At 39.1% G+C, this 21,334-nt stretch carries 9 protein-coding genes; 7 read left to right on the top strand and 2 right to left on the bottom strand.

The window, feature by feature from the left end:
• Positions 1-22: 22 nt before the first annotated feature.
• Positions 23-1,507 (bottom strand): virulence transcriptional activator PclR, encoded by a 1,485-nt coding sequence (gene pclR, locus N8L90_RS02850; protein WP_261024039.1) that lies wholly within the window; start codon positions 1,505-1,507, stop codon positions 23-25.
• 296 nt (positions 1,508-1,803) lie between these two features.
• Between pclR and N8L90_RS02845 the strand changes: the two genes are divergently transcribed.
• The gene (locus tag N8L90_RS02845) at positions 1,804-6,945 is read left to right on the top strand and encodes a collagen-flanked surface repeat-containing protein (protein WP_261024038.1); all 5,142 of its coding nucleotides are present in this window, start codon (positions 1,804-1,806) and stop codon (positions 6,943-6,945) included.
• 234 nt (positions 6,946-7,179) lie between these two features.
• Here N8L90_RS02845 and N8L90_RS02840 read toward each other — a convergent pair whose 3' ends face one another.
• Positions 7,180-7,728 (bottom strand): NAD(P)H-dependent oxidoreductase, encoded by a 549-nt coding sequence (locus tag N8L90_RS02840; RefSeq protein ID WP_261024037.1) that lies wholly within the window; start codon positions 7,726-7,728, stop codon positions 7,180-7,182.
• Positions 7,729-8,119: 391 nt separating this feature from the next.
• Between N8L90_RS02840 and N8L90_RS02835 the strand changes: the two genes are divergently transcribed.
• From N8L90_RS02835 to N8L90_RS02810, 6 genes are all read left to right on the top strand, one after another.
• Positions 8,120-9,316: an MFS transporter gene (locus N8L90_RS02835; protein WP_261024036.1), complete on the top strand. Its 1,197-nt coding sequence runs from the start codon at positions 8,120-8,122 to the stop codon at positions 9,314-9,316.
• A 300-nt stretch (positions 9,317-9,616) separates the two neighbouring features.
• Positions 9,617-10,105 carry a cell wall elongation regulator TseB-like domain-containing protein gene (locus tag N8L90_RS02830; RefSeq protein WP_261024035.1) on the top strand — a complete coding sequence of 163 codons (489 nt, stop codon included), beginning with the start codon at positions 9,617-9,619 and terminating at the stop codon, positions 10,103-10,105.
• Positions 10,102-11,289 (top strand): pyridoxal phosphate-dependent aminotransferase, encoded by a 1,188-nt coding sequence (locus tag N8L90_RS02825; RefSeq protein WP_033677730.1) that lies wholly within the window; start codon positions 10,102-10,104, stop codon positions 11,287-11,289. The genes N8L90_RS02830 and N8L90_RS02825 overlap by 4 nt, the downstream gene beginning before the upstream one ends.
• The gene (locus N8L90_RS02820) at positions 11,282-11,593 is read left to right on the top strand and encodes a VOC family protein (RefSeq protein WP_261024034.1); all 312 of its coding nucleotides are present in this window, start codon (positions 11,282-11,284) and stop codon (positions 11,591-11,593) included. The genes N8L90_RS02825 and N8L90_RS02820 overlap by 8 nt, the downstream gene beginning before the upstream one ends.
• A gap of 19 nt (positions 11,594-11,612) precedes the next feature.
• Complete coding sequence (gene asnS, locus N8L90_RS02815) at positions 11,613-12,956, top strand: asparagine--tRNA ligase (protein WP_033677725.1); 1,344 nt, start codon at positions 11,613-11,615, stop codon at positions 12,954-12,956.
• A gap of 570 nt (positions 12,957-13,526) precedes the next feature.
• A partial coding sequence (locus tag N8L90_RS02810; RefSeq protein ID WP_261024033.1) for a mucin-binding protein occupies positions 13,527-21,334 on the top strand: 7,808 nt, incomplete at its 3' end.

Raw genomic sequence — 21,334 nt, 5'->3', positions numbered from 1 at the left:
ATTATGCTGACTTTTTTCTAGCTTATAAAGTATTGGACAAATGAATCTCATTTGATAAGGTGTTGAGGTGATTAACTAAATCCATAATTGACAGATGATTTTGACAAATAAACTTCTTGGTAATTCCTGGAATATAGAAATTAGACACGATGATATCATAACCTGTCTGATTTAAAATCTCAGGATTTGTTTCCAATTCATCCCAAGTATCGAAGGTAAAGCGGTTATTACAGTAATAGGAAAGCATATCAACAAAGGTAAGGGATATAGCATGGTCAAAGTTACTGATAATCAAAACCTTGATAGGTGGTCGATTTTCTAACAACTGAGTAGAGAGGTTTTCAGCATGGGTTAAGATAGTGTACATCAAGTGTTCCAACTGTTCAGGATGGTCATGCTGTCCAATTGCTTGACGGTATTGAGCCAGTTCTTGACGCGCACTCCCCATAAAGTCTGGGAAGTAAACTTCGAATTTTTTAATCGTCAATGCTTTTTGTTCAAATAAGATTGGGGTAGAAAAGATTTCCTGTCTTTCAAAGAAAGCAGTGTTATGTAAATGCCAAATAAGTTCATCGTGGTTGGCAAAAGTAATTTTATATTGTTTTGACAGGCGTTCTAATATTTGACTAAGTAATTGGTAAGAGTATCTTGCTTCACTGTTCTCTTCTAAAGAGTTGAAGAATTCTTGAGGATCTAAGAAAATGTTACTTTGAATAAAGGAAATAAAAATTTGTGCGATTATATCAGGTGTCATTTCGAAGCCAAACTGTTTAGAGAAATAAGCAAGTGTCTCCTCAAAATTTGGGAAATTCATCAAAATAGGATAATAGTCTTGGAAAAAATGATTGGGTAGGTCGATGAAATGACCATTCCTGACACGATGGATGCTAATTGCCACCATTAACTTGTACATTCTATAAATAGAGAATCGCATTGGATAATTTGTAATTTTATAGAAGTAGTCGGCGAACTCTGTTAAGACTTCTTCAGAAATATCTGGGAAGGGCCAATCTAAAAAATAGCATCGCTCAGAAAAGTATTGGGCATAAAAATAGCGAATATCAATTTCATTTCCTTTGATAGAGGCTGGTGTAAAAGCTAGTTCAATTTGAAATTGCTTTGATAGGATTTGTGTAATTCGATTTCCTAGTCTATATAGATTAGCATTACTTGTGTGAAGGTTTTCAACTGTTCGATAAATAGGTAATCCTTCATTGTAAAACATATATTCTAGTAATTGGAAGGATTGTGAATGAGTAAGGAAATGATGATAAACATCTTCTACACTGGATTTAAAATCGAGATCAATCATAATACCGTTGACAGAGGATTGGATATCGATATCCGGAAAGGATGAGCGCAACTCATTTAGATCATTTTTTAAGATGCGTTCGGTACAGTCTAAGGTATGGGCTAATTCATGTAGACGAATCCATTTCCGTTTGTGAATGAGTATTTCCATTAGTCGTAATTGCCGTTGTTCTTTTGTAGATAATAGGGATCTCATACGTTTTTATACCTCCTAAGGATATTATATCACATTAAATAGGGAAAAATGCAAATATTGATATGTATAGTAAGTGGATTTATCTGTGTCCGATTTGTCTAAAAACTATTATTTTTTTGTATTCTTCGTACCAAAATTTGAGATTCACTTTATTGTTTGAACCGTTCATATAAAATAGAACAAATTAAGTGAATCTAGAGGGAAAAAACAGGATACAGTGATTGTGATAACTATATTGAAATATCTAAAAATTAGATGTAAATTATATACTATAAAATGATAAAGAGGTAAGAAATATGAAACAAGCACAAAGAAAATCATTTGACTGGTATAAAATGCAACAACGTTTCTCTATTCGTAAGTATCATTTTGGTGCAGCGAGTGTTTTATTGGGAACAGCTTTGATTTTAGGGATAGCTACTAATGTCCATTCTGTACAAGCAGAAGAAAAGAATTCAGCAGTAGTAAGTAAAGTTTTTATTGATAAGGTAGATGAAGCTACTAAATCAGCCGAAGTATCTACACCTAAAAAAGAAACAACCTACGCAGCTCCAACTGTTGCTAACCCAGTAGAAGTAACTCCAACTAAATTTGATGATGCTAAAGCGCCAGCAGAAAAAGTTGAAGAAGTAAAAGAAGATGCAACAATGGCTGATCGTTCAGCTCTTGATAGTAGCATTTTAGTAACTAATGTACCTGCGAAAGTAGAAGCGACTTCTGCTACAGAAACAACTAATGAAATCTTTAAACCTGAACATAGCCTTTCAGATGATCGTAAAAATTCAGCGATTCGTAAGGAAGATTTGGAAACTGGTTATAGTGGTTTCCGTAGTGCAAGAAGAAGACGCGAGGCAGGAAGTAATCCTGATGAAACACCAACTCAACCAGCACCAACTCAACCAGCATCAACTCAACCAGCATCAGGTGAATATGCGGGGACCGAAATAAAAGCATACTATGATAATAATCACAATGGTGTATTTGATGAAGGTGACGAATTAATATCAAGTACTGTAATTCCTCCCGCTCCAAAAGGAGAGAATGGTAATGATGGTAAAGATGCTGCAAGAGGAGCTGAATTATTAAGTGGAATTATTGCTCCAACGCCAGAAGATGGTAAAGATGGTGATACATACATTGATGCCACAACAGGAGATGTGTATAAAAAAAGAGATGGAGCTTGGGGAAAAATCGGTAACCTTAGAGGTCCGCAAGGAGAACAAGGTCAAAAAGGTGAAAATGGTAAGGATGGTAGAGCTCCGAAAATTAAAGTAGAAGATATAGCAAAATATGCAGGAACAACAAGCGTATCAAGTCGTTCAGGAATTCGAATCACGGTTTATGATGATAAAAACAATAATGATGAATTTGATGAAGGCGATACGGTACTCAATACAAAAGAGGTATATAATGGGACAGATGGAAGAAACGGAGTAGACGGCCAAACACCAAAAGTTAAAGCAGAACGTGATGAGGCCAAGAAACAAACCACTCTAACCTTCTACATTGACAAAGATGGCGATGGTAACTATACCGAAGGAACAGATACACTCGTTCAAACCTCTATTGTGAAAGATGGACAAGATGGAGCTGCAGGTCAAGCAGGTCGTGATGGTAAAGAAGTTCTAAATGGAAAAGTAGATCCACAGGCTACAGATGGCAAAGATGGAGATAGCTTCGTTAATACTGCAACAGGCGATGTCTTCGTTAAGAAGAACAATGCATGGGAACCAGCAGGGAACATCAAAGGTCCTAAAGGTGACAAGGGTGAGAACGGAAAAGATGGCTTCACACCAGAAGTAACAGTGACAGACAATCATGATGGTAGCCATACGATTACCATTACCCAACCAGAAGGCCGTCCAGCCCTTACAACAGTTGTTAAAAATGGAGAAAATGGCCAAACACCAAAAGTTAAAGCAGAACGTGATGAAGCCAAGAAACAAACCACTCTAACCTTCTACATTGACAAAGATGGCGATGGTAACTATACCGAAGGAACAGATACACTCGTTCAAACCTCTATTGTGAAAGATGGACAAGATGGAGCTGCAGGTCAAGCAGGTCGTGATGGTAAAGAAGTTCTAAATGGAAAAGTAGATCCACAGGCTACAGATGGCAAAGATGGAGATAGCTTCGTTAATACTGCAACAGGCGATGTCTTCGTTAAGAAGAACAATGCATGGGAACCAGCAGGCAATATCAAAGGTCCTAAAGGTGACAAGGGTGAGAACGGAAAAGATGGCTTCACACCAGAAGTAACAGTGATAGACAATCATGATGGTAGCCATACGATTACCATTACCCAACCAGAAGGTCGCCCAGCCCTTATAACTATCGTTAAAAACGGTGAAAATGGCCAAACACCGAAAGTTAAAGCAGAACGTGATGAAGCCAAGAAACAAACCACTCTAACCTTCTACATTGACAAAGATGGCGATGGTAACTATACAGAAGGAACAGATACACTCGTACAAACATCCATCGTCAAAGACGGACAAGATGGTAAATCATTAATTACTGTAAAAGAAGGTAAAGAAACAAAAGTTTACCAAGAAGATCCAACTCATCCAGGTCAACCATTGAACCCAGAAAACCCTCTTGCAGTCATTAAAGATGGTGTAGATGGAAAATCACCAACGGTAACAGCTATCCGTAAAGATGAGGAAGGGCATAAAGGAGTAGAGATTACTGTCGATAATCACGATGGTTCACAACCAACAAAAGTATTTGTTCAAGATGGAGAAAAAGGTGAAGCAGGAGTAGCAGGTCATGATGGACAAACTCCTACAGTAATAACTCAGCGTGGTGCAGATGGTCACAGTACTCTTGTAACCATTACAACACCAGGAAAAGAACCAGTAACATTCACAGTTAGGGATGGGTTAGATGGACATGATGGACGTGCACCAAAAATCGATTTGAAACCATTTAATCACGGAGTAGATTCATTTAGAAGAGCTAGAGTGTCTAGAAGTAGTGGAAATAATCCTGAAGAGGGAACTGCTAATGAAATTAACCAACCAATTTCCAACGAACATCCTTCAACAGGGACACACGTTACAGCTTATTATGATAATAATGGCAATGATGTCTACGATCCAGGTGTTGATGAGTTACTAAGTGAACGTGATGTCTTAGATGGAAATGATGGTGTAGACGGCAATCGTGGTAGAGATGGACGTAATGGTAGTGAACTTCTAAGTGGAAATGTTGCTCCAACTCCAAATGATGGTAAAAATGGTGATACTTATATTGATAGCAATACGGGTGATGTATATAAGAAAAACAATGGAACTTGGAATAAGACAGGTAATATAAGAGGGCCACAAGGTGCCAAAGGAGACAGTCCAGAAGTTACAGCTAAACCAGGTGCAGATGGAAATAGTACTGATATTACAATTACAACACCAGGAAAAGATCCGATTACTGTTAATGTTAAAAACGGTAAAGATGGTAAATCATTAGTTGCTAAAAAAGAAGGTAATGAAACTAAGATTTTTGTAGAAGATCCGACAAATCCAGGTCAACCATTAGATGATACAAAACCACTTGCAACAGTTCTTGATGGACTAAAAGGTGAAAAAGGTGATAATGGGGCAGATGGTAAATCACCAGTTGTTACTGTAACAGATAATGGAGACGGTACACACTCTATCACAGTTCGAAATGGAGATGGATCAGAATCAACAACTAAAGTAAAAGATGGAAAAGACGGTAAAACAGCTACTATTACAACAACAGAAAATCCAGATGGAAGTCATACAATTACTGTAACAAATCCAGATGGAACAACTAAAGAAACTGTTGTTAAGAATGGTAAAGACGGTAAGACTCCAAAAGTTGAAGTCACTGATAACAACGATGGAACTCATACTGTTAAAGTTACAGATGTAGACGGCAATGTTACCAACACTATCATCAAAGATGGTAAAGATGGTAAAGCTGCAACAGCAACTACAACAGAAAACCTAGATGGAAGCCACACAGTAACAATCACTAACCCAGACGGAACTAAGAATGAGTTTGTTGTTAAGAATGGAAGTGACGGTGTTGATGGACGTACTCCAACCGCATCTGTTCGTGATAATGGAGACGGAAGTCATACAATCGTTATTACAAATCCAGAAGGTGTGACAACTGAAACCACAGTTCGTGATGGTAAATCACCAAAAGTGACTATAACTGATGAACAAAATGGAACTCATAAGATCTCAGTTCTAAATGGTGATGGAACAACTACTGAAACAATCATTAAAGATGGTAAATCACCAGTAGCAACAGTTAGAGATAACCAAGACGGTACTTACACTATTCGTGTAGAAAACGGTAATGGTACTGTTTCTGAAACCACAGTTCGTGATGGTAAAGAACCAACTGCTAAGGTTGTGGATAACGGAGATGGCACTCACACTATTACAGTTGTGAACTCAGACGGTACAACTACAACAACTACAGTACGTGATGGTAAATCACCAAAACTTGAAGTAATCGATAACAAAAATGGTTCACACACTATTAAAGTGACAGGTGCTGACGGTAAAGAAACAACAACTACAATCTTTGATGGTAAATCACCAAAAGCGAACATCATTGATAACGGAGATGGCACTCACACATTGACAATTGTAGATTCTGATGGTCGTGAATACAAATCTATTATCAAAGATGGTAAAGACGGTAAAGATGGCGTTTCACCAACTGTAACTGTTAAAAATAATAACGATGGAACTCACGTTGTTACAATTACTAATCCGGATGGAAGTAAGATAGAAATGGTGATTAAAGACGGTAAAGATGGTAAATCACCAAAAGTTTCTGTTGAAGATAATGGAGATGGAAGTCACACAATCACAATCATCAATTCTGACGGGACTGTGACAAAAACAGTTATTAAAGATGGCAAAGATGGTAAATGTGGATGCCAAGACAAACCAGTAACACCATCAAATGAAAAACCAGTTCCTCCAATACCAAATGTGCCAGAAGGACCAACATTTGCAATGCCAGAACCACCAGTTCATGAATTACCAGAATTCAACGGTGGAGTACCAGGTATGCCTGAAGTTGTTGAAGTACCAGAATTAGATATTCCAACAGTACCAGCACAACCAACACCAGAAGTACCGGTTAAACCTGTGCCAGTGCAGCCAACACCAAATGTACCGACACCAGAAGTGCCAGTACAACCAACTCCAGTTGTTCCAACACCAGAAGTACCGGTTAAACCAGTACCAGCGGTTCCAGAACAATCAGTAGTACCAACACCGGCTCAACCAGCAACTCCAGTAAATGCTAACCCAGTAGTACCAACTACAGTTAAAGAAAACCATGGGGACAAATTACCAGAAACTGGAAGCCAATCTGATTATATCTCTGTTCTTCTAGGTAGCGGTATTCTATTGAGTCTATATGTAGGTCGAAGAAAAGAAGATTAATCAGCCAAAAGCAGTCACTAATTTCTCGAAAGAAGATGATAAGTGATAGATCTCGGATGAAAGAATATTCTTAGAATGATTTTCCTATGATGGAAAAGACTGCTAAAAACCTTGAGTGGTAAGGCTCAAGGTTTTTTGGGATGGGTGATGTTTGTCTGAAAATCTTGATTGAGTCTAAAAATGCCACCCTATTAGGTGGCGATAATTGATTTAGACTTGAAAATTTTCTATTTTTTACTGAACTGCTGCAACCAAGTCTTCCGCTTGTTTTTCAAGTGAATTTTGGACTGATTCTTCGAGAACTAATTTTCCGTCTGCCCAGGCAGAGTCATTGACACGTGCAGCAGTGAAATCACCAACGACTTGTGTACGGATAAATGGCAAGAGGTCTTTATAGATAGCGAAAAGTTGATCGTGACCGGCATTGGCTACAGATGATACGGTGACAAACTTGTCTTGAAGGGCAGAAGCACCACGTGTATCAGACAAGTCAAGGGCACGAGATAGCCAGTCAAGCAAGTTTTTCACTGTTCCGGGGATAGAGAAGTTGTAGACTGGAGAGAAAATCCAGATGGCATCCGCAGCCAGAACCGCTTCACGAGCAGCCGCTACAGCTGGATGAGTTGGAACTTCCAAATCTTGGCTGAAGAGAGGAAGGACTGAATAATCAAGGTAGCTAACTTCCGCTTTACCAGCAAGTGCTTTCTCAGCTTCGAGAGCCATTTGGTGGTTAAAAGAACCTTGACGTAGTGATCCGACGATAAATAATACTTTTTTAGACATGATGTGTCTCCTTTTTCTTAAATTTCCGAGAATTCTCTCGTTGTTATAAGATATATTACAACAAAAGAAAACACCTTGCAAGAAATTTGCTCAGAGTTTATTTGAAAACTATAAAATTGTAGAAACTCTAATCACTTGCTACTGGAATGCATTTGATTTTCGAAGAGTATTCTAACATTCTCTTGTAATATGATGATATAAGTGCTAAAATAAACAAGAAAACTCGCAATAGAAACCGCAGAACAGCTATTTTCTGGTATCATTTCATAAATAATTAAAGGAACAATCATGGCATTGAAGAATGCTTCTAAAAGGGGTGGAGATCATGTAAGGCACAGATTAACAAGTGACAGACAAAAGAAATAATAATACACTTGTTAAAGGAGAAAATATGTTAATAAGAAATTATCGGAAAAATATTGGCCTGATGGCCGGAGTTGAGTTTTTTGCATTTTTAGGGATTACCAGTTTTTGGATTCTCTTTCTCAGTCAAAACGGCATGTCTCTTTGGCAGATTGGACTTTTGGAGAGTATTTTTCATACGACCAGTCTTCTCTGTGAAATTCCATCTGGTATGTTAGCTGACCGCTATTCCTATAAGACCAACCTTTATTTAAGTCGTATAGCAGGGATTGTGTCTTCTATTCTTATGTTGACTGGTCAGGGAAATTTTTGGATTTATGCACTAGCTATGGCTGTAAGTGCCTTGTCTTATAATTTTGATTCAGGAACAAGCGCAGCAATGGTCTATGAATCGGCTGTAGAGGCTGGACTAAAGGAGCGCTATCTATCCATTTCAAGTTTCATATCAGGAGTGTCAGAAGGAACCCAGTCTTTGGGGACAGTTTTGGCAGGATTTTTTGTTCATGGTCAATTGCACCTGACCTACTATATCATGATTGCCACTTCTATCATAGTTCTTTTCCTGATCTGGATGCTGAAAGAGCCCAGTGTCAAAGTAGAAAAAGCTGATAGTGTGACCATGAAACAGATTATTTGGACTGTTAAGGATGAGTTGAAGAGAAATCCCATGCTTTTAAACTGGATGATTTTATCTCAGATTGTCGGAACACTCATGTATATGTTTTATTTTTACTATCAAAATCAGTTGCCAGATTTAAGTAGTTGGCAAATTTCAGCGGTTATGTTACTTGGTAGTCTCTTGAATATCCTCGCAATCTATCTAGCAAGTAAAATTGGAAAGAAATATGCTGCCTTGAAGCTTTTTCCTATTCTCGTCCTGCTGACTGGAGTCACCTATATGCTGTCCTACTTTGGAACACCTCTAATCTATATTCTGATTTATTTGATTAGTAATGCTCTGCATGCTCTTTTTAAGCCGATTTTTGACAATGATTTGCAAGAGCGGCTCCCAAGTGAAGTAAGGGCAACCATGCTGAGTGTCTACTCAATGATGTTTAGCCTGAGTATGATTGTGTTCTTCCCACTGACAGGGTGGTTGATTGACCATTTAGGCTTTGTAGTAACATTTCTTTATCTAGGATTCTTTTTAGTCATGATTAGCCTTCTACTGCCTGTATTTTTAGGAAAAATGGCTAAAAGAATGGATGATAAAGTGATTCCATAGATCAAAAAAATTACGAAAACTTGAGTGTCAAGCTCAGGTTTTTTAATAGGTTGATTTTGGAGCTGTCTTTAATTTTCTTGCTCGGTTTTAACTAAGAAAAATCGGTTTGCTTTGAAGGGAGAAATAGAATTGGTTTCTTATACTCAATGAAAATCAAAGAGCAAACTAGGAAGCTAGCCGCAGATTGCTCAAAGCACAGCTTTGAGGTTGCAGATAAAGCTGACGTGGTTTGAATTTGATTTTCGAAGAGTATTCTTGCATTCACTTGTAATAAAGCTTAATAGATGGTAAAATAGACGAGTGAAAAAAAGACAAAATAAAGCAAAAAATAATCTACTGTGGCAGTATGGTCTAGGGATGACGATTTTGTTTGTGGTTATCAGTGCTTCCTTTCTGTATCTAGTGTTTCTGAGTATGAAACCATATCAAACAGCTAAAAGTGAAGGAGAAAAATTAGCTCAGCAGTATGCAGGATTAGAGCAGGCTGATCAGGTTGACTTATACAATGGCTTGGAATCCTATTATAGCATTCTTGGTCGTAATAAAAAACAAGAAGCACTTGCTGTCCTGATTGGAAAAGATGACCATAAGATTTACGTTTATCAGCTAAATCAGGGTGTTTCACAAGAAAAAGCAGAAGCTGTTTCGAAGGAAAAAGGAGCTGGCGAGATTGACAAGATTACCTTTGGTCGTTATCAAGACAAGCCAATCTGGGAAGTTAAGTCAGGATCTGATTTTTATCTAGTAGATTTTGAAACAGGAGCATTGGTCAATAAGGAGGGCTTATGAAACTATCCAACCGTGTTTTAGAAATGGAAGAAAGTGTGACCTTGGCTGCTGGAGCCCGTGCCAAAGCGCTGAAGGCTGAGGGAAGAGATATCCTGTCTCTAACCTTGGGTGAGCCAGATTTCACTACTCCCAAAAATATCCAAGATGCCGCCATTGCATCGATTCGAGATGGGCGTGCTTCTTTTTATACAGTGACCTCAGGTCTGCCAGAGCTAAAGGCAGCGGTCAATAGCTACTTTGAGCGCTTTTACGGCTATTCTGTGGCGCCAAATCAAGTGACAGTCGCTGCAGGAGCCAAATATTCTCTCTATACCTTCTTTATGGCAGTGGTCAATCCAGGTGATGAAGTCATCATCCCAACCCCATACTGGGTTAGCTATGGAGATCAGGTCAAGATGGCTGAAGGGATTCCTGTCTTTGTTCCTGCTAAGGAAGACAATCATTTTAAGGTGACTGTAGAGCAGTTAGAAGCGGCTCGCACTGACAAGACCAAGGTTTTGGTGCTGAATTCACCATCTAATCCGACAGGTATGATTTACACCCGTGAGGAACTCTTGGCAATCGGAAACTGGGCTGTAGAAAATGACATTCTCATCCTAGCAGACGATATTTATGGTCGCTTGGTCTATAATGGTCATGAGTTCACACCGATTTCTAGCCTATCAGAAGCGATTCGCAAGCAAACAGTGGTCATCAATGGTGTGTCTAAAACCTATGCTATGACAGGTTGGCGGATTGGCTATGCCGTCGGTCAAGCAGACATTATCGCTGCCATGTCTAAGATTGCAGGTCAAACAACCTCCAATCCGTCAGCAGTAGCTCAGTATGCAGCAGTTGAGGCTCTATCAGGTGAGCAAGATACTGTAGAAAACATGCGTCAGGCTTTTGAGGAACGACTAAACACCATCTATCCCCTTCTTGCTGAGGTGCCTGGATTTGAAGTGGTCAAACCGCAAGGGGCCTTCTATCTTTTCCCAAATGTCAAAAAGGCCATGGAGATGAAAGGCTATACGGATGTGACAGACTTTACAACTGCTATCCTAGAAGAAGCTGAAGTTGCCTTGGTAACAGGAGCAGGATTCGGAGCACCAGAAAATGTCCGCCTCAGCTATGCGACAGACCTAGACACACTTAAAGAAGCAGTTAAACGCTTGAAAGCATTTATGGGGAGTGAGAATGATTGATCATTTTGAAATTAAGGTAAAGGATTTACAAATTTCAGAAGGATTTTATAGGAGTTTTCTTGCCCCAAACAGCCCTCATCCTGGTGGTGATTTTTGGCTGGCTCAGGGGACACAAGATCCTATTCACTTTGCTTTTTTAGCAGAAAATAAGGAAGAGGTTCAAGCTTGTTATGAGGCTGGCTTAGAGGCAGGTGGGCGAGACAATGGGGCTCCTGGTTATCGCAGTGAGCAACCGATTTACTACGCTGCTTTTGTGATTGACCCAGATGGGAACAATATAGAAGTGGTTTACCATAAAGAATAAAAAAGAAAAAGGAAAAATAATGACAAAACGTGTAACGATTATTGATGTAAAAGACTATGTTGGTCAGGAAGTGACGATTGGCGCTTGGGTTGCCAATAAATCAGGAAAAGGGAAAATCGCCTTCTTGCAATTGCGTGATGGAACAGCCTTCTTTCAAGGTGTAGCCTTTAAACCAAACTTTGTCGAAAAATTTGGTGAAGAAGTGGGACTTGAGAAGTTTGATGTCATCAAACGCTTGAGCCAAGAAACTTCTGTTTATGTGACAGGTATTGTTAAAGAAGACGAACGTTCTAAATTTGGCTATGAGTTGGACATTACAGACATCGAAGTGATTGGTGAATCTCAAGACTACCCAATCACACCAAAAGAACACGGGACAGACTTCTTGATGGATAACCGTCACTTGTGGCTCCGTTCTCGTAAACAAGTAGCGGTGATGCAAATCCGTAACGCTATCATTTATGCAACTTATGAGTTCTTTGACAAGAACGGCTTCATGAAGTTTGATAGCCCAATTCTTTCAGGAAATGCGGCTGAAGATTCAACAGAACTCTTTGAAACGGACTACTTCGGAACTCCAGCTTACTTGAGCCAATCAGGTCAGCTTTACCTAGAAGCAGGGGCTATGGCTCTTGGTCGTGTCTTTGACTTTGGTCCAGTATTCCGTGCTGAAAAATCAAAAACACGCCGTCACTTGACTGAGTTCTGGATGATGGATGCTGAGTACTCATACTTGACACATGATGAGTCACTTGACTTGCAAGAAGCTTATGTGAAAGCTCTTCTTCAAGGTGTTCTTGACCGTGCGCCTCAAGCCTTAGAAACCTTGGAACGTGATACAGAACTCTTGAAACGCTACATTTCAGAGCCTTTCAAACGCATCACTTATGATCAAGCCATTGACCTCTTGCAAGAGCATGAGAATGATGAAGATGCTGACTACGAACATCTTGAGCATGGTGATGACTTTGGTTCACCACATGAAACTTGGATTTCAAACCACTTTGGTGTGCCAACTTTTGTTATGAACTATCCAGCAGCCATCAAGGCCTTCTACATGAAACCAGTTCCTGGAAATCCAGAACGTGTGCTTTGTGCAGACTTGCTTGCTCCAGAAGGCTATGGAGAAATCATCGGTGGATCTATGCGTGAGGAAGACTACGATGCATTAGTTGCTAAGATGGATGAACTTGGCATGGATCGTACAGAGTATGAATTTTACCTTGACCTTCGTAAATACGGTACTGTACCACACGGTGGATTTGGTATCGGTATCGAGCGTATGGTCACCTTCGCGGCAGGAACAAAACACATCCGTGAAGCTATTCCATTCCCACGTATGTTGCACCGTATCAAACCGTAAGAATAGAAAAACGCCTATGTGGCGTTTTTTTCTATAGAAATCTCTAGAAACGAAAGGAAATATTATCAGGTTTTCAAAATCGGCTCTTGATAATATGCGCTTTTCGTGAAAATATAGTGTATTGAATCTAGAACAGTACACTGTGTCTGCTAAAATATTTCTAGAAATTAATTTGCCTTTCTTAATCAGTTTGTTCATATCTTATTTTAATCCACTATATTTACTTCCTTTTCTTATAAAATTGAATTTGTGCTAGAAACATACTATTAGTTGTTTAGAATAGAATTTCGTATCTTAGTACATTGATCTTATTGTTTAAAAACTGATGTATGTACTGGTTTCTTCAAGGAAGTATTAAATTGAAACAATAAATATATATAGACATGAAACTTGAATTAATAATAGTGGCATGATACAATATTAAGTGATATTGATAATTATTGGGCAACCTTTTTAAAATGATAACCTCTTAATATTACTAAAAAATTCGAGGGGGGGGGGGCTTTTTATTTGTCTGTATATTTCAATTCAATATTAAAAAAATATGCATAAAGGAGGTTGTGACTCTAAATGAAGGGTAAACAACAAGATTTTAGAACGGAAAAGTATATTCGTTACGGTATTCGTAAATACAGTTTTGGAGCAGCATCAGTAGCGATTGCGGCTGGTTTAATGTTCTTAGGAAATGGAGCAGTTTCAGCTACTGAACAAAATCCAGTTTCAGACTCTAAAGAAAATATTCAAAAAGTAGAAAATTCTTCTCCAGAATTAGGAGAAAGTAATATCCAGTTGGTTGATATGACAACTGAAACACCCAAGAAAGAAGAAGTTAAAGTAAATAAGTCACTTCTTGAAACGAGTATTTCAAATTTAGAGGCTGCATTATCCAATGCTAAGTATGCGGATGCCTCAGTTGTAGCCAATGTTCGTGAAGCTTTAGCTACTGCGAAAGCTGTTTTGGCAAATGAAGCTGCCAAGCAAGAAGAGGTAAATGTTCAAAAAGAGATTCTTTCTGCATTGGGAACAGTTGTAACTGAATCAAACAAACTAGGACTAGAGAAAGAACAGGCTGATAAGGATAAGGCGGCTAAAGAAGAAGTTGAAAAGAAAGCTACTCCAGCTGAAAAAGCTCTTTCAGAAGCTAAATCGGAACTCGATAAAGTTACATCAGAAGCAGATGTAACCAATACACTTGCGGTTACAGAACTCCGTAAGAAGGAAGTAGCAGAAGAGAATCGAGCAGCAATTGAAGCGGCGGTAGCCAAGAACCAAGCTATACTTAACGAATCAAAAGTACTTTTAGCTGATAAGAGTGTCACAAAGGAACAAGTGGATGCTCAACTTTCACGCTTGAATGAGTCTATCCTTGCAGTTTATAGTGAACTGAAAAAATCAGGAATTGGTCGTGATGGGAAATTTGCTGTAGCGTTGGCAGCACAAAATTTTTATGCTGAATCAACCGTTAATGCAAACGGTACGCGTGCCACTCATGCCACGGTTGTAACTGCAGCAACTGCTACAGGTAAAGATATCTATAAATTCAATCCTGATGGGAAAGCGTCTACTGACGGTTTTGCAAGTGCAGGAGAGTTGAATGCCTATACTCGTGTAACTGGTGGGACTGCTGAAGGTTTAGAAGTTGTTGTCTATTCTAACCAACGTGATGGCTCAGAAACTAACCCTGCAAATGGTTTAACGTCTGACCAGGGTGGTTCAACAGGTCACAATAACAAGGGACGTATGGATTATCCCCTTTCTCCAGAAATGGCTAAAAAACTAGCCAAAGAAGCAGAGCTTTGGAAAGGTCAACTTCGTCCAAGTGGAATGCGAATCTCAGGTGGTTCTGCTAGTATATTCTCAAATAATGGAGCTTATGAATTCCTTGCAACAGAAATTTATAAATTAGCATATGAACAAGGTGTTGATCGTGTTTATATTCCAGGTCTAAGATCACGATTTGGAGTGACAGATGAAGCGGCTGAAAAAGGTTGGTCTTTAACAGGTATTGATGGATCAGTAGGTGCTGCTACACCTTATAACCTACCTAATGGTCTTGTATATGATGCTACAAATGATGTCATTGAAGGGATTATTACAAGTAATCTTGAAAATGGGGTACAAGATCTCAAAGTTAACGCAACCTTTACAAACAGCAAAACAGGTGCGGTGGTGACAACTCGATTTGTAAATATGCGTATGGGTTGGGTAGGCTGGATGGATACAACTCCACCAGTTATCGCGACAGATAATGCAGTTTACGAACGTACAGTTGGTCAAGACATTAATATTGACATCAAGTATCAAGATCCATCAGGGGCGCGCACAATGCGTGGACAAGGAGCAAATGTACCTTATACCAAAGCTAATGGTACAACGACAACTATACGTCAACAATATGGAACTGCTGTAACTGGTATTGCTGGTGTCAATGTAGATAATAGAAGTCAAGTTCTTGATGAAACAGCAACAACAATTCCTGGTGTTAGCTACCAGATGGATCCAAAGAACCAACCGCAGTCTGTATCTATTGATGGTCAATCGTCATATAACTCGTCTGGCCAATTATCAGGTACTTTGACAGAAGCAGGGGTCTACTATGTATCAACATTTGCTAAAGATTACAACAGTGTTAATGGATCAAATGTACAATGGATTCAATCTGGTCAGGAAGCTCAAGGGAATATTACAGTTGTCGTTAAACCAAAAGTAGAAGCTTTGAATATTGAAACCTACTCAGAAACTGTTCCTGTGACTATTTCTAAAGGTGCAACAAACGCTGTAGTTACCATGCCAGATGGAACGAAGACTGTTCTTCAAAATCAAAATGGAAGTTGGGTTGTAGTTGCATCAGGAGAAGATGTAGATGGCAATGCAGTAACAACAACCAATACGGCTGCAGCAGTAGGGACAAATTTGGGGACAGTAGGTGGAAAAATTAATATTCCAGTTACACAAGCTGCAACTGCAACAGCTGGAGTGGATAACATCAAGGTTGAAGCAATTACTGAAAATATCAAAGGTACTTTCCTACGTAATAAAGTAACACTAACAGATGTAGATAATACTACTCATGTAGCTACGTTGAATTCTAAAACAGGTCACTGGGAACTTCCAGCAGATTATACTACAGTTCAGACAACGAATGCAGACGGGACTTATACTTTGACAAAACGTCAAGTTTATGCTGAAGCTCAATTGGATGGTTCTCAAAACTTCTATATTTATACATATACGCGCACATTTGAAACTGACGGAACAATTAAGAGTCTTGATGCGGTAACTCGTCATAAAACAACAGTTGCAAGTAAAAATGAAACATCTAAAGATGGGATGTCTGTGACAGTAACTTATGATAAGTATACAGATGCATGGACTGCTTCAGATGGTTCTACTGTGACAGCTACTAAACTTGGAGATAAATCATGGGATATCATGACTTCATCAGGATTTGGCGGTGAAATTCGAGGTCGCAAAGCTACTAATACAGATGTTGCAACTATCATCAACACAAAACCAACTGCAACATCAACAAGCTATGAATCAACTAAGGGGATAACTGTTGACCTTCGTAATGCGGCACAAGCTGCAGTTACGATTGCAGATAAAGAAGATACTGCTCATAGTAAAACGACTTACATTACTCGTTTGACAGTAACATCACCATCTGGAGCTCAAAAAGTATATGATACAAAGACAGATGCTGCAGCTTACACATTAGCTAGTAATTATGTTTTATCAGAAGTGGGTGTGTATACAGTTGTTGTAGATGTTATTGATAGTAACGGAAATGTTGTTACGGCTACTTTGGATGGTACAGATTCAGGTACAGATTCAGGTGCAGGTTCTTCAATTGCTACAACTACTTACCACATTACAGTAACAGACACGATTAAAGGTCACAACGTTACATCATCTGATATCCAAGGAGCTACTCAAACAGGAACACCAACCTTTACTTCTGTAGGTGACGGTTCAACCATCTCACCAAGTGCAACATCACCAGCTAAGTTGGTTGCCGCTGACGGTAGTCTAGTTGAGACTTTAACAGTTGTAAATGAGGGAACTTATACAATTGACCCAACAACAGGTGTTGTAACCTTTAAACCACTTGCAACATTCACAGGGACAGCTACTCCAGTAACTGTCAAACTAACTGCAATTCTAGGTACAGATACTAACAATGCTAATATTACTGCAACTGCGACAGCTACATATACACCAACAGTAGTTCCAGTAAAACCAACCGCAGTAGCGTCTCAAACAACTGGACCTCAAGGGAAAGCCCAAACTTCTGCTATTAAGTTTGACGTAGCAGACACAGATGATACAACTGTAAACTTTGCTAAAGGAACAGTTGCTATTGATGCAAATACAACAAAATCTGTTGATCTTAATACAGCATCAGTAACTCTTCTTAATGCAGACGGTGTTGCTGTAACATCTGTAACAGTTGCAAATGAGGGAACTTATACACTGGATAAAGCGACAAATGTTATTACATTCCAACCAGTCGCAACATTCACAGGAACTGTTACAAAACCAGTTAGTGTACGTATTGCAGATGCGAATGGTACTACTGTAACAACTACTTACACTCCAACTGTCACAGATGTAACTATGACAGCTGAAAATGCAACATCTACAGACGTTCAAGGCAAAACACAAACTGGAACACCAGAATTTGAAACATCAGATTCATCAGTAACAATTGCGAAACGTCAGTTGCTTGATCCCACAACTCTACAACCAACTACTAGTGTTACAATCGCAAATGAAGGAACATACACAATTGATCCAACAACAGGTGTTGTAACCTTCGTACCAGTCCCAACATTTACTGGAGAAGGAACAGGAGTGACTGTTCAAGCAACAGACTCAAATGGTGAGATAGCAACAGCTGCCTACAAACCAACTGTAACACCAATTACGATTACTGGTGAAAGTGTAACATCTAAGAATATCCAAGGTGAACAGCAGTCAGAAACACCACTATTCTCATCATCATATAAGAGTGCTCCAGTGTCAAATTACAAACTTGTAGATCCAACTACTGGAAATCCAACGACTGAAACTTCAGTGACTGTTGAAAATGTTGGTACATACACAATTGATTCAACAACAGGCAAAGTAACATTCCAACCAGTTGCAACTTATACAGGAACGCCAGCACCAGTAACAGTTCAAGCATCAGCAACTATTACTAATGAAAAAGATGAATCAACAGTCATCACAGGTACAGCTACTTATACTCCAACAGTAGTTCCTGTAGCCCCAACAGCTAAAGAATCAGCGACAGCTGGTAAGCAAGGTCAAGCGCAAACATCACAAATTGTTTTTGACATTCCTGATACAGATGCTACGACTTTGAACTTCGCCAAAGGAGAAACATCTGAAGTATTAGGTGAAGATGGTCAACCAAAATCAGTAGCTCTTGATAAGAGTACTTTGACACTTCTTGATGCGAATGGAAATGCTGTAACTACAGTTACGGTTGATGGTGAAGGAACTTACACTCTTGATAAAACAACTAATGTTATTACATTCCAACCCACTGAGGAGTTTACAGGTAAAGCTACACCAGTACGTGTACAAATTGCAGATATCAATGGTACTACTGTAACAACTAATTACACTCCAACTGTTGTTGCTGAAGATGGAACGGTCATTGTTGAGTATAAGGATGAAGAAGGTAATATTATCTCTCCTTCAACAACTCCAGCAAATAACGAAAAAGTGACGACTCCATTTACAACTGAGCCAAAAGAAATTCCTGGTTACACTCTTGTTAAAGTGGAAACAACAAATGGTACGGTTGATGAAGGTACTAAGAAGGTTTCAGGTAAAGTTACAAATGAGCAAACTACTGTGACATATACTTATAGAAAGAATGTTCAAACAGCAACTATTTCTTACTATGATGTGACAACTGGTGCAGAAGTTGCTATAGATTCAGCTAAAGTTCCAGCAGCAGCTGTTGAGACAGTAGAGGGTGTTTATAACGGAGCTATCGACTTTACTAATCGTGAAAAAGCAATTGCAGCTCTTGAAAAAGCTGGCTATACGTTAGTAGAAGATGGTTTCATTGTAGCAACGACAGCTGATAAGCTTTTTGATAACGACACAGCGGTGAATCAAAACTTCACGGTAACAGTTAAACAACGTGTAGAACCCGTGACTCCAAATGATGAGAAACCTGTTCCAGGACAACCAGTGGATCCAGAAAATCCAAACTCACCTGTATGGCCAAGTACTGCAGAAAGTCTTGAGTTAACTAAGACAGTTACTCGTACAATCAAGTACCGCTACAACGATGAGAATGGTAAAGAAGTAACAGCTGATAAAGTTCAAACAGTAACCTTCACACGTAGCGCAAGCATTAACTTGGTAACAGGAAATGTGGAATACACTGACTGGTCAGCAGCACAAACGCTTGAGGCAGTAGTTTCTCCAGAAGTAGCTAATTATACTCATGATAAGAAAACTGTTACAAGTCTTGAGGTAACAAATGAGTCAACTGATAGTACAGTGTACGTTATCTATACACCAGTAGCACCAACTACAACACCTGCTACATCAACTGATATCCAAGGTAAGACACAGACAGGTACTCCAACATATAAACATGCTGATGGAACTGAGTTGAAACCAACAACAGATAATCCAGCTAAGTTCGTTGGAACTGAGGAAACAACTATCCCAGCTACTAAGGATGGTAAGACAGTTGGTACATATACAATCGATCCAACTGGTACAGTAACCTTCACGCCAAATAAAGACTTCGTTGGCACACCAGACCCAGCTAAAGTAGTTGTAACAGATCCTACAAATGGTACAACTGTTGAGTCAAGTTACACTCCAACTGTAACCCCAGTTACACCAACAGGTGTGGATACAAGTTCTACAGGTCCTAAGAACACTCCTCAATCTGGTACACCAACATTTGTACCTGGTCATAAAGATGTACCAATGGACAATACTGTTCCTGCTACATTTGAAGATGGTACAACAAGTAAAACAGTTCCAAACGAAGGAACGTATACTGTTGATGCAACAGGTAAGGTAACCTTCACACCAAATAAAGATTTCGTTGGGACTGCAACAGGAGTAACTATTGTACGTAAGGATACTAATGGCACTGTAGCGAAAGCTAAGTATATACCAACTGTTTATGAAGTGAAGTCTGATACACAAGTTGCAACTGTAACTTACAAAGATACTAATGGAACAATTCTTGGTGAAGTGGATATCCTTCAAGGTGATTCTGGTTCTGAAATGAACTACTCTACTGCAGAACGTATCAACGCACTGAAAAAACTTGGCTACGAACTTGTGTCTGACGAGTTTACAAAAGCTGATGGCAGCAAGCAATCATTTGATAATGATACAAAAGCTATTCAAAAATTTGTTGTTACTGTTCAACCACGCCTTGTTCCAGTTATTCCAAGTGATGTGACACCAGTTCCAGGTCAACCAATTGACCCAGAGGATCCAAACTCACCAGTATGGCCTGAAAGCGTTAAGGAATTGACAACTTCAGAAGAAGTAACTCGTACAATTACTTATGTTGATGGAGATGGTAAAGAGGTTACTACTTCTGTGACTTCATCAGTTAAATTTACTCGTGATGCTAAGGTGAACTTGGTGACAGGTGAAGTTACTTACGGCGAATGGAAAGAAGCTACAACTGATGTTCTTTCTGGTAACAAACTTCCACTTGTTAAAGGTTATATTGCATTAAGTGGAGATATTGAGGCATCTACCAAGGATCAAACTGTTAAGGCTGAAGACAAAGATATCATTCAAAAAGTTGTCTATAAGAAACTTGGAGCCTGGATTCCAAACGTGCCAGGACAAACAAATCCTCCACGTATTGATTATCCAAATGATCCAAACGGTGATCCAACTAAACCGGGTGTACCAACAGAAGATATTGTAATTCCTTATGTTCCAGGTTACATTCCAAGAGATAAAGATGGAAATCCGTTGAAACCAGTTGATCCAGAAGATCCAACTAAAGGTTATGTGCCACCAACATTACCAACTGATCCTAGTCAAGATACACCAATCAACTATACGAAGATTACAACGTCTTATGTGACAGTTGATCCAAATGGTAAAGAAGTATCTATTCCAAATTATCCAAGAGAAGATGGCGAACAACCTAAGAAAGATATCCCAGGTTACCGCTTCGTAGAAACGAAGAAACTGCCAAATGGAGATACAGAACACGTCTACGAAAAAGTAAGTACATTCTTCAAAGATAAAGAAGGCAATGAGATTCCGAACTATCCAAGTGAGCCAGGCACAGTAGATAAGAAAGACATTCCAGAGTACAGATTCGTAGAAACGAAGAAACTGCCAAATGGAGATGTAGAGCA

Origin of the sequence: Streptococcus mitis (assembly GCF_946190115.1) — a bacterium.
GTDB classification, from domain to species: domain Bacteria; phylum Bacillota; class Bacilli; order Lactobacillales; family Streptococcaceae; genus Streptococcus; species Streptococcus mitis_CO.
Note: the sequence above shows the minus strand (reverse complement) of the source record. Positions and strands in the feature narration are given on the sequence as shown.